The sequence below is a fragment of the Flavihumibacter fluminis genome (assembly GCF_021491375.1).
In the GTDB taxonomy this organism is placed as follows: Bacteria; Bacteroidota; Bacteroidia; order Chitinophagales; family Chitinophagaceae; genus Flavihumibacter; species Flavihumibacter fluminis.
The window spans coordinates 473,882-487,739 of record NZ_JAKEVY010000003.1 but is presented as its reverse complement, the minus strand read 5'-3'; the positions used below and the strand labels follow the sequence as shown (position 1 = coordinate 487,739).

Annotated in this window: 15 protein-coding genes; 3 read left to right on the top strand and 12 right to left on the bottom strand. The window is 45.2% G+C overall.

Translation table 11 applies throughout. The annotated features are described in order from the left end of the window. Nucleotides 1-42: 42 nt before the first annotated feature. On the top strand, nucleotides 43-1,452 hold the full coding sequence (locus tag L0U88_RS13365; protein ID WP_234866570.1) for an APC family permease: 1,410 nt from the start codon (nucleotides 43-45) through the stop codon (nucleotides 1,450-1,452). Here the strand turns inward: L0U88_RS13365 and L0U88_RS13360 are convergent. From L0U88_RS13360 to L0U88_RS13345, 4 genes are all read right to left on the bottom strand, one after another. After that, entirely contained in the window at nucleotides 1,421-2,659 is a 1,239-nt protein-coding gene (locus L0U88_RS13360; protein WP_234866569.1) for an NAD(P)/FAD-dependent oxidoreductase, read from the bottom strand. The genes L0U88_RS13365 and L0U88_RS13360 overlap by 32 nt on opposite strands. 4 nt (nucleotides 2,660-2,663) lie before the next feature. Beyond that, the gene (locus L0U88_RS13355) at nucleotides 2,664-4,256 is read right to left on the bottom strand and encodes an aldehyde dehydrogenase (NADP(+)) (RefSeq protein ID WP_234866568.1); all 1,593 of its coding nucleotides are present in this window, start codon (nucleotides 4,254-4,256) and stop codon (nucleotides 2,664-2,666) included. Then, nucleotides 4,240-5,184: a dihydrodipicolinate synthase family protein gene (locus L0U88_RS13350; protein ID WP_234866567.1), complete on the bottom strand. Its 945-nt coding sequence runs from the start codon at nucleotides 5,182-5,184 to the stop codon at nucleotides 4,240-4,242. The genes L0U88_RS13355 and L0U88_RS13350 overlap by 17 nt, the downstream gene beginning before the upstream one ends. Before the next feature lie 104 nt (nucleotides 5,185-5,288). Next, complete coding sequence (locus tag L0U88_RS13345; protein ID WP_234866566.1) at nucleotides 5,289-7,037, bottom strand: DUF885 family protein; 1,749 nt, start codon at nucleotides 7,035-7,037, stop codon at nucleotides 5,289-5,291. A gap of 183 nt (nucleotides 7,038-7,220) precedes the next feature. Between L0U88_RS13345 and L0U88_RS13340 the strand changes: the two genes are divergently transcribed. Beyond that, nucleotides 7,221-8,222 (top strand): 4-hydroxyproline epimerase, encoded by a 1,002-nt coding sequence (locus L0U88_RS13340; RefSeq protein WP_234866565.1) that lies wholly within the window; start codon nucleotides 7,221-7,223, stop codon nucleotides 8,220-8,222. Between the two features lie 65 nt (nucleotides 8,223-8,287). Here L0U88_RS13340 and L0U88_RS13335 read toward each other — a convergent pair whose 3' ends face one another. The 7 genes from L0U88_RS13335 to L0U88_RS13305 form a co-directional block, all read right to left on the bottom strand. Continuing rightward, nucleotides 8,288-8,815 (bottom strand): DUF6691 family protein, encoded by a 528-nt coding sequence (locus L0U88_RS13335; RefSeq protein ID WP_234866564.1) that lies wholly within the window; start codon nucleotides 8,813-8,815, stop codon nucleotides 8,288-8,290. Between the two features lie 12 nt (nucleotides 8,816-8,827). Next, nucleotides 8,828-9,391, bottom strand: a complete 564-nt coding sequence (locus tag L0U88_RS13330; protein WP_234866563.1) for a YeeE/YedE family protein — start codon at nucleotides 9,389-9,391, stop codon at nucleotides 8,828-8,830. Nucleotides 9,392-9,428: 37 nt separating this feature from the next. After that, nucleotides 9,429-9,722 (bottom strand): thioredoxin, encoded by a 294-nt coding sequence (gene trxA / locus L0U88_RS13325; protein WP_234866562.1) that lies wholly within the window; start codon nucleotides 9,720-9,722, stop codon nucleotides 9,429-9,431. 5 nt (nucleotides 9,723-9,727) lie between these two features. Next, a complete protein-coding gene (locus L0U88_RS13320; RefSeq protein WP_234866561.1) occupies nucleotides 9,728-9,979 on the bottom strand; it encodes a hypothetical protein in 252 nt (83 codons plus the stop codon). Nucleotides 9,980-10,094: 115 nt separating this feature from the next. Then, entirely contained in the window at nucleotides 10,095-10,400 is a 306-nt protein-coding gene (locus L0U88_RS13315) for a rhodanese-like domain-containing protein (protein ID WP_234866560.1), read from the bottom strand. Nucleotides 10,401-10,440: 40 nt separating this feature from the next. After that, on the bottom strand, nucleotides 10,441-11,856 hold the full coding sequence (locus tag L0U88_RS13310) for an MBL fold metallo-hydrolase (protein ID WP_234866559.1): 1,416 nt from the start codon (nucleotides 11,854-11,856) through the stop codon (nucleotides 10,441-10,443). Nucleotides 11,857-11,936: 80 nt separating this feature from the next. Next, nucleotides 11,937-12,572: a Crp/Fnr family transcriptional regulator gene (locus L0U88_RS13305; protein WP_234866558.1), complete on the bottom strand. Its 636-nt coding sequence runs from the start codon at nucleotides 12,570-12,572 to the stop codon at nucleotides 11,937-11,939. Nucleotides 12,573-12,637: 65 nt separating this feature from the next. Here L0U88_RS13305 and rnhB point away from each other — a divergent pair, with 65 nt between their 5' ends. Continuing rightward, nucleotides 12,638-13,234 (top strand): ribonuclease HII, encoded by a 597-nt coding sequence (gene rnhB, locus L0U88_RS13300; protein WP_234866557.1) that lies wholly within the window; start codon nucleotides 12,638-12,640, stop codon nucleotides 13,232-13,234. Here the strand turns inward: rnhB and L0U88_RS13295 are convergent, their stop codons facing one another. After that, entirely contained in the window at nucleotides 13,235-13,849 is a 615-nt protein-coding gene (locus tag L0U88_RS13295; protein ID WP_234866556.1) for an L-threonylcarbamoyladenylate synthase, read from the bottom strand. It abuts the gene before it with no gap. Nucleotides 13,850-13,858: the final 9 nt, after the last annotated feature.

Below are 13,858 nucleotides of genomic sequence, written 5' to 3'. Positions count from 1 at the left end.
GGAAAATGAATTCCTTAATTTCCCTTTACCTAAAAGAACTGTATGCAGGATTCGAACTTTAAGCCTACCCTTAGATTACTGGATGCAACTATGATTGTTGCCGGCTCGATGATTGGTTCCGGAATCTTTATTGTGAGTGCAGATATCACCCGCAATGTGGGAAGTGCCGGCTGGCTGATCGCCATCTGGCTGATCACCGGCTTTATGACCATTACTGCAGCACTCAGTTATGGAGAACTGAGTGCCATGTTTCCGAAAGCAGGTGGTCAGTATGTTTACCTGAAAGAAGCCTATAATCCCCTTATTGGATTTTTATATGGCTGGAGTTTTTTCTCCGTCATCCAAACAGCTACCATTGCAGCAGTAGCTGTTGCCTTTGCAAAATTTACCGCATATATTTTCCCGGCTGTTGGAGAAGATTCCATCCTGTTATCCATTGGCAGCTTCCATTTTTCTGCAGCACAGTTGCTTTCCATTGTCATTATTATATTGCTGACTTTTATAAATACCCGAGGTATTCAAAGTGGAAAACTCATTCAAACCACTTTTACGCTTACCAAGATTCTCAGCTTGCTCGGATTGATCCTCTTTGGTTTATTCGCCTTTCAGCCTGAGGTATGGAAACAGAACTGGGATTTGCCCTGGCTCCTTGGCAAATTCACTCCTGGTGAGGGTACTGAACTATATTCAGGGATTGCGGTTATGGGTGCTATCGCTGCAGCCATGGTTGGTTCAATTTTCAGCAGCGACTCCTGGAACAATGTCACGTTTATTGCAGGGGAAATCAAAAATCCGCAACGCAATATCGGCCTGAGTTTGTTTCTTGGAACACTGCTGGTTACCATCATCTATGTATGCACCAACCTGGTTTACCTGGCAGTGCTTCCACTTGATGGTATCGCTGGTGCTGAAAAAGACAGGGTCGGTGTTGCTGCTGCACAGGTAATTTTTGGTCCTGCAGGTACCATCATTATTGCAGTCATGATAATGATCAGCACATTCGGATGCAATAACGGACTGATTCTTGCAGGGGCAAGAGTATATCATACCATGGCCAAAGACAGACTCTTTTTCAAAAAAGCAGGTACACTGAATGGAAATAACGTTCCTGGTTATGCGCTTTGGTTTCAGTGTCTTTTTGCCTGTGCCTGGAGCGTAAGCGGGCAATATGGCCAGCTGCTGGATATGATATCCTTTGTGGTTGTTGCCTTTTACATGCTGACCATCGCAGGCATTTTTATTCTGCGCAAAAAAAGACCGGATCATCCAAGGCCTTACAAAGCCTTTGGATACCCGGTTCTGCCAATTCTCTATATCTTGATGGGATTGAGTTTCTGTGTGTTGCTGATCTTTTTCAAACCGAATTATACCTGGCCGGGATTGATCATCACCCTGCTGGGAATTCCTATCTATTATGCAATCAGGAAAAACGATTCGGGTCAAACGCACTGATATCAACGGAAGTGCTTTTGGATTGTGCTAATTCTGCAATGAGCTTTCCGGTAGCGGGACCTAAACTGAGTCCCATCATGGCATGCCCTCCTGCAACCAGCAGGTTCCTGCTATTTTTTGCAAACCCGATATAGGGCAACCCATCCGGAGAACAGGGTCTGAATCCATACCATACTTCCTTTTCCTGGGGCATTTCAAGCTTCATAGCCGGAAAATAGTTGGGTACTGATTCCACTATGCCTCTCACCCGATTCATGTTCACTTTATGCTGGAAACCGGCCAGTTCCATGGTGCCTCCAAAACGCAGTTGGCCTGCCATTGGCGTAATAGCAACCCTTGCTTCACATAAGATAGCTGGAATACGTAATGAAGGTCCGCCTTCATTTCCTGTAAATGAATATCCTTTGCCTGGCATCAGTGGAATGGATATGCCTGCCTGCTTCATGGTTTCAGGTAACCAGGAGCCACTGGCCATTACAAACAGATCAGCTTTTATCGATTCACCACCTGCGATGATTTCCCTGATCTGATCCTGATCACGCACTATTTTTTGAAGTGGTTTACCAGCTGATAAGATGACGCCTTTTTGCTTCAGTATGTTAATCATTTCACGCATTACAGCATTGGGATGCAAATGCGCATCACAACGATAATGCACTGCTCCCAATACATCCGGCTGTTGCTCCGGTTCCAGGTGAAGCAATTCCTGCCTGTTCAGGTAAATAGCATCCAACCCCATTGCCCTCGCCTTTTCAGCAAGATGATTTTCTTCCTCCGCAACCGACTCCGTTTTGAAATACATCAGGATGCCCTTTTTCTTCAGGCCAAAATTCAGTTGCGTTGCAAGTTCTTCATATAGTGATTTGCTGAACAGGTTCAGTTCCAGCAAAGGCCTGGCTGCAGCTTCCGCCTGCTTTGCATTCGCACTGCGAAGAAATTTTAATCCCCAGTTGATCAGCTTTGAATTTAATCCGGGTTTTATATAAAACGGACTGCTGGAATTGAACATCCAGCGAACCCCCTGTGCTACTATTCCGGGTGCTGCCAAGGGCACAAAATGACTGGGCACAACCATGCCCAGGTTACCATAAGAACAGTTATCAGCAAAATCTCCGGCCTCCAGTACCTCTACTTCCCAACCCGCTTCCGATAAATAATACGCACTGCTCAGGCCAATGATTCCGCCTCCTATAATTACCGCTTTCATTTCTTTAACTGGTTATGGGATCCCGGGTGTACTGCCCATTGATCTTGCGCATGATCCCTAATGGATTGTTGTTTTGTAAGGCCTCAGGAAGAAAATCAGCCGGACAATTCTGCCAGCATACCGGCCGCAAAAAGCGTTCAATGGAAGAAGCTCCTACTGAAGTAGAGCTTGCATCGGTGGTAGCAGGAAAAGGGCCTCCATGTACCATCGCATGGCAAACTTCTACACCGGTTGGTACCTGGTTAAAGATTAAACGACCCACGCGACTTTGCAGCATAGTGATGCAATCTCTGAAATCATCCAACTCCGTTAATTGTCCAAAGACAGAACCGGTTAATTGTCCCTGCATATGCTGAATGGCAAGCAGCATGTCTGCTTTTGATTTACATCTTACTAACAGAGATGCAGGACCGAAAATTTCTTCCTGCAATGCGGGTTGCTTCAAAAATTCAGCAGCACTTACTTCATACAAGGCAGCGCTTCCTTTACAACTGTCAAAAGCGTCCTCTCCTTCCAGTAATGCCTTCACACCAGCTATTCCTTTAAGGTGGGTTCGGTTAGTATAATAACTCCGGCAGATGGAACTGTTCAGCATCACGCCGGCGGCAGCTTTTTTCAGGGCTTCTGTAAGCGCATGAACGAGCTTGTCTGTAGTTGCATCTTCCAGTATGAATAATAATCCCGGATTGGTACAAAACTGTCCAACACCTAATGTTATCGAAGCAGCCAACTGTGCCGCAAGTGCCTCCGGATCCGCTTTTACAAGAGCAGGTAACAACAGCACCGGATTAATACTGCTCATCTCGGCATAAACAGGGATGGGTTCTTTTCGCTCTTTGGTTGCAGTATGAAAAAGAGCCATACCTGCCTTAAAAGATCCGGTAAACCCGATTGCTTTGATGCGTTCATCTTTAGCCAGTTGCTGACCCAATGCAGCACCTTCACCTATAAGCGATGAAAATACTCCATCCGGCATGCCACACTTTATGGAAGCATTTTGAATAGCAATGGCAACCAGTTCATTGGTGCCCAGATGTGACCCATGCGCTTTTACAATAACCGGACAACCTGCAGCCAAGGCAGCTGCTGTATCACCTCCGGCCGTTGAAAATGCCAGGGGGAAATTGCTTGCAGCAAAAACTGCTACCGGCCCAATCGCCACATTCATTTTACGGAGATCGGTGCGTGGCAAAGGTTTGCGATCCGGCAAGGCTGTATCTATAACAGCTTCCACCCAGCTTCCTTCGCGCAGTACAGCAGCAAATAATTTTAACTGATTAACAGTACGATCTCTTTCTCCACTCAGTCTTGCCTCCGGTAATCCGGTTTCAAGATGCGCCCGCTCCAGTAAAGCCGGACCGATAGCCATTATCTCTTCCCCTATCGTTTCAAGAAATGCTGCTCGTTGTTCCGCTTTTAATGAACTGAATTCAGGTGCTGCTTTTGCCGCAAGTTCCAATGCCCGGTTAATTTCATCCGGACTTGCTATATGAAATTCCTCCGGTAAGGATTGACCGGTAACCGGACTTTTTGCGTTCAATTGATGAGCAGTTACAGCTCCGCGGTTCCGACCAATAATACTAAGCCCACTGAGCATTGGATACTGTTTGCAGGTTGAGATAATCGGGTAATTCAGGGCGACAGGCCAATGCATCATCAATTACTTTCTGTACACGTGTCAACTCCTCTCCTTCCAGCAATAAACGGGGTGCCCTTACAAATTCAGATCCGATACCGGTTGCTTTTGCAGCGAGCTTAATATACTGTACCAGTTTCGGATGAATATCCAGCTCACAGAGGGGAAGGAACCATCGGTTAATAGCAACTGCTTCTTCATAACGACCTGCTTTTATCAGGCGGAAAATCGCAACGGTTTCACGAGGGAATGCATCTACAAGTCCGGCTACCCAGCCATGAGCCCCTAATAGCAGGCTTTCCAATGCAATCGGGTCAACGCCGGTTAAGATTTTATACCGCTCACCAAATCGGTTAAGCATTCTCGTTACATTCATCGTGTTGCGGGTTGATTCCTTAACTGCCTGGATGTTTTCAAAACCCAGCAATTGTTCAAACATGTCCAGCGTGATCTCAATTTTATAATCAACCGGATTATTATATAAGAGGATCGGTAAGGAGGTATTACGTGCTACCGCTTTAAAAAATTCAACTGTCTCGCGGTCATCCGCCTTGTATCGCATGGGTGGCAGCAGCATCAAGCCATCAGCTCCATGCTGTTCAGCCTCCTGTGCCAGGGCTATTGCCACTTTTGTACTTTGCTCTGCGATATTCACTAGTACCGGGATATGAGCAGGCGCCACTTCTTTTGAATAAATGAGTAAGTCTCTTTTTTCTTCACCTAACAGCGTGCTGGTTTCACCCAGTGATCCTCCGATAATAACTCCATCCACACCTGCCTCCACCTGGGCATCCAGGTTGATTTTATATAGATCGAAATCAATTTCTTCCTGCTGATTGAAAGGCGTAAGCAGAGCCGGATACACCCCGCTCCAGTTTATACTTGCCATAGAATGTAGTTTTGCTTGTTATGTTGATTCGAAATTAGAACATGTGTTTGCAGCCAGCTATCCGGCATTTAATCTAAAATTTACCAATTTTAACTGGCATCTTTTTATTTGAGTTTGGGATAAAAGCGCCATTCCGTTTTAAAATCCTTCTTCGGCGGCTTGTTGGTTAAAATATGGCGAATCATTTCCACCGGCATCTGGTGTTCCTGCAGAATCCGGTCATGAAACTGCAGATAACTCATTTTTCCCCCATCCACCAGTTCCTTTTTCAACTGGTAAAACTGTAAGCCACCAATCATATAAGCCAGCTGGTAAAGTGGTCCATAATTGCCCTGGAAAGATCTGCGCACTTCTCCTTCCGCATTGGCCCTCTCATGACCTACCCGATCCACCAGGAAATCAATACACTGCTGAGGTGTCCATTTACCCAAATGATAGTTCAGGGAGAAAATGATCCGCGCACAACGATGCATACGCCAGAATAACATCCCGATTTTATCTTCTGGCCCGCGTGGAAAATTCATATCCCAAAGAATCATCTCCCAATACAGGGCCCATCCCTCAATCCAGAAAGGCGTATAAAAATTACGATAGGTTTTATACCGCTGGTTCTGGTACATCTGCAAATGATGCCCTGCAATTAATTCATGATGCACCGTTGCTCTTGAAAAATGCGGATTATTACCCCGCATGCTCATCAACTTATCCGCCTGAGCCATGGTATGCGTGGGATAGGAAATGATAATACTTTCTCCCCCCAGGAAAAAGGGGTTGACCAATTGCCTTTCCGGTGACATCATATTCATCCTCCAGGTCTCTTCTGCAACAGGAGGTATCGTTACCAGTTTATGCTTTTTGATAAATTCTACACTCTGATTAAACAGATCCAGGATCATCTCAGGCTGTTTGCCTTCCGGCACATAACTGTTCTTCACTTTCTCCATAGCTGCTTTCCAGTCGGTTCCAAAACCCATTTCTTTGGTAGCCTTCAATAATTCCTTATCACACCAGGCAAATTCTTCCTCTGCGATCTTTATTAATTCTTCAGCTGTATAAGGGATGAATTCCAGTTCCAGCTGTCTTTTCAGTTCCGCAGCTCCTATAGGCCGGCCCAGGATCCCGCTACCATCATCTGCCGCCGCGGAGTTTTTTCTTGCCTTTGCCATTACAGCACTGCTATACCGTTTGATCAGGCTGTCGGTTCCTTTATAGGGTTGTTCCATCCACCAGCTGAATTGGGGATCATAGCCATAATAAAAATCATAAATGGATTTTGCAGCTACCTGAATATCTTCCAGTCTTTTCTGAACTGCATAGGCCATCGATAGTGTTAGTTGCTGATCTTTTTCTATTGCAGTAATGCGTTCTTCCAATTGTTTTTTCCAACCCTGCCATTCGCCGGCCAAGGTTGCTGCTGGCAATACCGCACCCCTCCTTCTTTTTCTTTCATAGCCAAACAATTCATCTGAAAAAGTAACATAGGCTTTCGCGATAGGGAGTTCTGCCTCACCAGTCTCCAACAGGTTCCATTCATTTTGCAGATTCCGGCTGAATAATACATAGTCAACCTTGCCATCCATGCTAAGCTGGTTGTAGGAAAAGCGATCCAGCAACTTTTGGTATTGCTGGGTCAATTCTTTCATCCGTTCAATACGTTCCGGAGATGTTTCCAGGAAATAAAACCGGCTCAGGCTACCCCTGTCCGCTTTATATTGCTGTATGGTATGGGTCAGTTCCGATGCCTGGCTGGAGATTTCTTTTTTGGTATCTATCTGGGCAGCTACACTGCCTCCTGTTAACACCCCAAGCAGTATTCCACTGCAAAGGATCATCCGAAATAATTTAGTACTCATATGTAACGCTGCCTGTTTGGATCAAACATACTGGAAATCGAAGGGAAGAGATAAACCTGGTTTAGCCTGTCATTCTCAGAATTTAACCAATAAAGGGATTGGCTAAAATCTGTAAAGTTTTCACTAAATACAGGTGATTGCACTAGCTTAACTACCCGTAATTTCGGATATTCAGGATTCTATATGAAGAAAACTTTTTTCTGTATCGATGCGCATACCTGTGGAAATCCGGTGCGACTGGTAGCTGGTGGCGGACCAACACTGGAAGGCCGAACCATGAGTGAGAAGAGACAGCATTTTCTGAACAACTATGACTGGATCCGGAAAGGACTGATGTTCGAGCCTCGTGGGCATGATATGATGAGCGGCTCCATTTTATATGCGCCACATGATGCTGCCAATGATGTAGCAGTACTTTTTATAGAAACCAGTGGCTGTTTGCCTATGTGTGGCCATGGCACGATTGGTACCATTACCATTGCAGTTGAAGAAGGATTGATTACACCTAAAATTCCAGGCCGTATCAGAATGGAAGCGCCAGCCGGATTGGTGGAAATCACCTACAAACAGGAAGGCAATAAAGTAAAATCTGTAAAGCTTACCAATGTTCCGGCTTATCTCGCGGCAACTGAATTAACGGTAGATTGCCCGGAACTCGGAGAACTGGTGATCGATGTTTCTTATGGAGGCAATTTTTATGCGATCGTGGATGTGCAGAAGAATTTTGCCGGACTGGAACAGTATCCTGCGGATAAATTAATTGCCTGGGCAAGGGAGTTGAGAAAACGAATCAACCAGCAATATGAATTCGTGCATCCGGATGATCCAACCATCCGGGGTTGTTCACATATTCTCTGGACAGGTGCTGTACTCAATCCCGCATCCACAGCAAGAAATGCGGTTTTCTATGGAGATAAAGCCATTGATCGCAGTCCCTGTGGCACCGGAACTTCTGCACGAATGGCGCAATGGTATACCAAAGGTTTACTGAAAAAAGGAGATCCGTTTATCCATGAAAGTATAATCGGATCCACTTTTATTGGAACGATCGAGGAGGAAACAACGATAGCCGGTAAACCGGCTATCCGTCCAGGTATTGAAGGATGGGCCAAAGTGTATGGATACAATACCATCACCATTGACCCCGAAGACGACCCTTATGCCTACGGCTTCCAGGTCCTCTGATTTTTTCACCTTTCACTTTTCACCTTTCACGTCTTCTCACGTCTCACGTCTGACGTCTCACCTTCTTAGTGCGGCAACTTCTCTCTGAACTTTCCATACACCCAGGTTCCCGCAATAGCGCTCAGCAAGGTAACCACCACAGCTGTAGCTCCGGTTCCGATTTGTGCAAACAACGGACCAGGACAGGCACCTGTGATCGCCCAACCTAAACCAAAGAGCAGTCCACCATAGATCTGTCCTTTGTTGAATTTCTTATCATGGAATTCAATTTTCTCGCCATGAATGGTTTTAATATTGAATTTCTTGATCAGGAAGATAGAAAGCATGCCAACCGCTATGGCAGATCCGATCACGCCGTACATATGGAAGCTTTGCAGGCGGAACATTTCCTGAATCCGGAACCAGCTGATGATTTCAGCTTTTACAAAAACAATCCCGAATAACACACCTATCAGCAGGTATTTCAGATTGCCATACCAGGGCTCTTTAATTTCGGTATCGCTAACACACATGGTGTCGAGTGAACGGACTTCAAAATCTGTATCATGAACCTTTGGTTCCTGGTTTTGAACAAATGTATTGGTAGTTGACATTTTCAATAAATCTTAAAGTGATAAAATGAAGGGAAGGATCAGGTTAGCCATGATAAATCCGCCAACCATGAAACAACAGGTAGCAATCACAGAAGGCATCTGAAGATTACTGATACCCATAATAGCGTGACCAGAAGTACAACCTCCTGCATAACGGGTACCAAATCCAACCAGGAAACCTCCCGCAACCATCATTATAAATCCTCGCGGAGTAAGAAGTGCAGGCCAGTTAAAAACTTCGTTTGGTACCAGCCCACTGTAGTCAGTAATTCCGTATCCGGCCATTTCTGCCTGTAGATTCGGATGAACTACCATGGGGTCAGGATTTGACAACAACCAGGCGGCAATCACTCCACCTAAAAAGATCCCCAACACAAAAAACATATTCCAGAGTTCTTTTTTCCAATCGTACTGAAAGAATGGAATTTTGGCAGGCATACAGGCTGCACAAACATGCCGGAGGGAGGATGAAATCCCAAAACTTTTGTTTCCTAAAATTAACAGTGTAGGCACTGTAAGCCCAATCAGCGGACCAGCTACATACCAGGGCCAGGGCTGCTTTAACCATTCAAGCATATGGATCGATTAATGTTTACGATTTTGAATTTATTGTTTACACCGAACTTAAAACATGTTCTAACTGACGCGCCTGTACAACGCCACTCTGGCGCCACTTGACTTCTCCGTTCTGAAAAACCATCAGCGTGGGCACCCCCTGAATATTAAACTGGCGGGCCGCATCCGGATTTTTATCCACGTCCACTTTTACAATGGTAACCGCATCACCCAGTTTGTTTTTCACATCTTTTAGTATGGGTGCCATCATTTTACAAGGGCCGCACCACTCTGCAAAAAAGTCAACCAGCACGGGTTTGTCAGAATTGATCAGTTCCTGAAATTTATTCATGGTACTTAATTATCTGATTTTATTTCTTCAAATTGGATGGAAGTTCCGGTTGTGTTAGTGCGGGAATTTCTTCTGGGCGCAGGTGCACAATAACCGCCTGCACAACATCCGAATCCAAACACTGCCATTGCTGTCAGAAAGATTCCTGCAATGCCAAGTATCAGTTCCTGTTGCTGCACCGCAGCCACCAGCGCATACACCCCAATACCCAATCTCAACCAACGCATGAAATTCCAACCCCTTAATACTCTTTCCATTTTTACTAATTTTTATCCTCCATTAACCATTTCTCTCTCTCTTCCTTTGTCCTTTCCTCCATTCTTCTCTCTTCCATTCCTCCCTTCTCACGTCTGACGTCTGACGTCTCACCTCTTAGATCTTCCCCTGCAAGCTGTTCCATGCTCCACCATTATACGCTTCAATCCCAGCCGCTTTCAACTGAGACACCGCCATTGCACTTCTGTTTCCAGACCGGCAAACAGCAATGATTGCTTTACCTTCTTTCTTCAGACTATTCAACTGCTTATTGAGAATGTCCAGGGGAATGTTTACAGATCCCTTTACATGTCCGGATTGAAATTCAGCCGGAGTTCTCACATCCAGCACGATTGCACCTGCTTCTTTGAGGGCTTTAAAATCTTCAGCCGGACCAAACATTGATTTAAAAATATTCATCATAATTTTTCTTTTTTACATTTCACTTCTGACGTCTCACATCTCACAGTAACGTACTCGGACACACATAATCCGTCACCTTCAGCTTTTCGCTCTCTTTGATTGCTTTAAATCCACCTTTTACATCAATCAGATTATCATATCCTCTTGCACGCAGAATGGAATTAAAGATCATAGAACGATAACCTCCTGCGCAATGCACATAATAGGTTTTGTTTTTATCTACTTTAAGCATGCTCTCATTTACATAATCCAACGGTGCATTCTCCGCATTCTCAACATGCTCACTCAGGTACTCACTGTTTTTGCGCACATCCAGGATATGCACGTCTTCTTTTGCAGCAATCGCGGCCAGTTCTTCAGCAGTAATGGACTTAATACGATCCACTTCCTTACCTGCTTTCTCCCAGGCTTCAAATCCACCCTCCAGGTAACCAATGGTATAATCATATCCCACACGGGCCAGTCTTGTTACCACTTCTTCTACGCGGTTGGGTTCTGCCACCAGGAGGATCGCCTGTTTCACATCCGGAATCAGGGCGCCAACCCAGGGAGCAAAGTTTCCGTCAATCCCGATATTAATGGAGTTCGGTACAAATCCTTTTGCAAATACCTGTGGATCACGGGTATCCAATATCAACGCACCAGTTTCATTTGCAGCTACTTCAAACGCCGCAGGTGATAAGGCATGTTGTCCGCGTTCCAGCACTTCATCAATGCTGTCATAACCCTCTTTATTCATCATCACGTTCAGAGGGAAATAAGCCGGAGGAGGCATCAGGCCGGTTGTTACTTCTTTTACAAATTCTTCTTTTGTCATATCCGCTCTCAACGCATAATTGGTTTTCTTCTGATTGCCCAATGTATCCGTTGTTTCCTTGCTCATATTTTTTCCACAGGCACTGCCGGCACCATGGGCAGGATATACGATGATATCATCCGCCAACGGCATGATCTTGTTTCTTAAGGAATCAAAAAGTGTTTCGGCTAATTGTTCCTGTGTCATGTCTGCTGCTTTTTGCGCCAGGTCTGGCCTACCTACATCTCCAATGAACAGAGTATCACCTGAAAACAGTCCGATATGTTTTCCCTGGGCATCTTTTAAAAGATAACAGGTACTCTCCATCGTATGGCCAGGTGTATGGATTACTTTAAATGTCAGTTTACCGACTTTGAATTCTTCCCCGTCTTTAGCGATGTAGGCATCGAAACTGGGATTTGCATTTGGACCGTATACAATCGCGGCTCCGCTTTTCTTTGCCAGATCGATATGACCGCTTACAAAATCAGCATGGAAATGGGTTTCAAAAACATATTTAATGCTGGCACCATCTGCTTTGGCACGCTCCAGGTAGGGTTCCACTTCGCGAAGCGGATCTATTACCACTGCCTCACCTGCACTTTCAATATAATAGGCACCCTGTGCCAGACATCCCGTATATATTTGTTCGATTTTCATGTTGCTATAATTTGGCTGTTACGAACACAAATTTGATACTAATTAAAGCCCTGGTCTATGACTTTTGTCACATTCTTCCACTAGCTCAGGTGGATCACTTCTATTGAGTTTCGCTGCAGCTTAACCTTGCCCAATTGTTCCATTTTCTTTAACAATCGGGAAATTACTTCACGGGATGAATTGAGCTCGTCCGCAATCTCCTGATGACTGATAGGAATGATCTTTGACCCCAGTGTCTGGACATGTTTTTTCAGGTAGAATTCCAGCCGTTCGTCCATCGCCCTGAACGCGATATGATCAATGGTTACAAGCAGTTCTTCAAACCGTGCGCGATAAGTTTCCAGAACAAAATGGTACCAGGATTTGTACTTTCCCATCCATTCGTCCATATAGGCCAGCGGAATACTGATCACCTCGGTATCTTTTACCGCCTTAGCCATAATCTGGCTGGTTTCCTGCTTTACAGCACATACCATACTCAGCGCACAGGCTTGCCCCGGCTGCAGGTAGTACATGAAAAACTCATTCCCCTGGTCATCTTCCCGGTAAACTTTTACGAGTCCCTCCACAATAAGCATGGTGCTTTTAAAATATTGCCCTGTGCGCATCAGTTGTTCCCCTGCTGTAAATGAACGGATTTCACTTTTTGCTTCTATATCGTCGATCAATTCCTTTTCAAAAGTTGGAAAATGCTCCCTGATTTCAGTTACTGACATATTTCTGAGTTTTTGTAAACCAATAAAAATACGACAAAAGATTCTTTCTATTTTTGAGCCTGCAGATGCTTAAAAACTACTACCAGAAGGATTTGTTGGAAGCCGGAATTGATGAAGCCGGTAGGGGTTGTTATGCCGGACCTGTATTCGCAGCCGCTGTTATCCTGCCTTCCGATTTCTATCATCCCTTGCTCAACGATTCCAAACAGGTAAAGGAAAAAGACCGGTACGAATTACGTGGTTTCATCCAGGAAAAAGCAGTAGCCTGGGCTGTTGCATCCGTGGAAGAAGCAGAGATCGATCGCATCAATATTTTGCAGGCTACCTGGAAAGCCATGCACCTCGCTATTCAGAGCCTGGTTACCAAACCGGAACTCCTGCTCATTGACGGGAATCGCTTTCGCTCCTTTTCGGGTATTTCTCACCGTTGTATTGTCAAGGGTGATTCCCTGTACGCGTCAATAGCTGCCGCAAGCATTCTTGCCAAAACCTGTCGCGATGATCACATGAACCAATTGCATTATTCTTATCCGCAGTACGGCTGGAAACAAAATAAAGGGTATGGCACAAAAGTTCACCGGGATGCCATTCTGCAATACGGACTCTGTGAATTCCATCGTAAAAGTTTCCAGATCAATCCGGTGACCCCATCCTTATTCTGATCATTCTGATTCTGACCATTCTCCCGCTCCCTGGCGAACCAGTTCCGGTGGATCCTGTGTGCAATCTATGATGGTGGAAGGAGTCCAGCCACCAATGCCCCCGTCTACCACCACGTCAACGAGTTTTCCAAAATTGCTCTGGATCATTTCCGGATCGGTATACTCTTCTACCATTTCCCCCGGCAGAGAGGCACTTAAAATGGGATGCCCCAACTCCCGAACGATGGTACGGGCTATATTATTACCAGGTACACGAAGTCCAATGGTATCTTTCCGGCTTTTTAATATTTTTGGGACCTCTTTACTGGCCGGAAGAATAAACGTATACGGACCAGGCAAATGACTTTTCAACAAACGGTACAGAGGCGTGGAGATGGATTTGGTATACTGGCTTAGATCACTCAGGTCGTAACAGATAAAGGATAACTGTGCTTTGGCAGGATCGACCTGTTTGATCCGGCAGATCCGTTCAATCGCTTTAGGTTGAAAAATATCACAACCAATACCATAAATCGTATCGGTTGGATAAATGATAATCCCTCCCTCACGTAATGTATCAACAATGGTCCGGATTGCCCGCGGTTGCGGATTCTCCGGATGCACATGAATAAGCATATTCTAAGT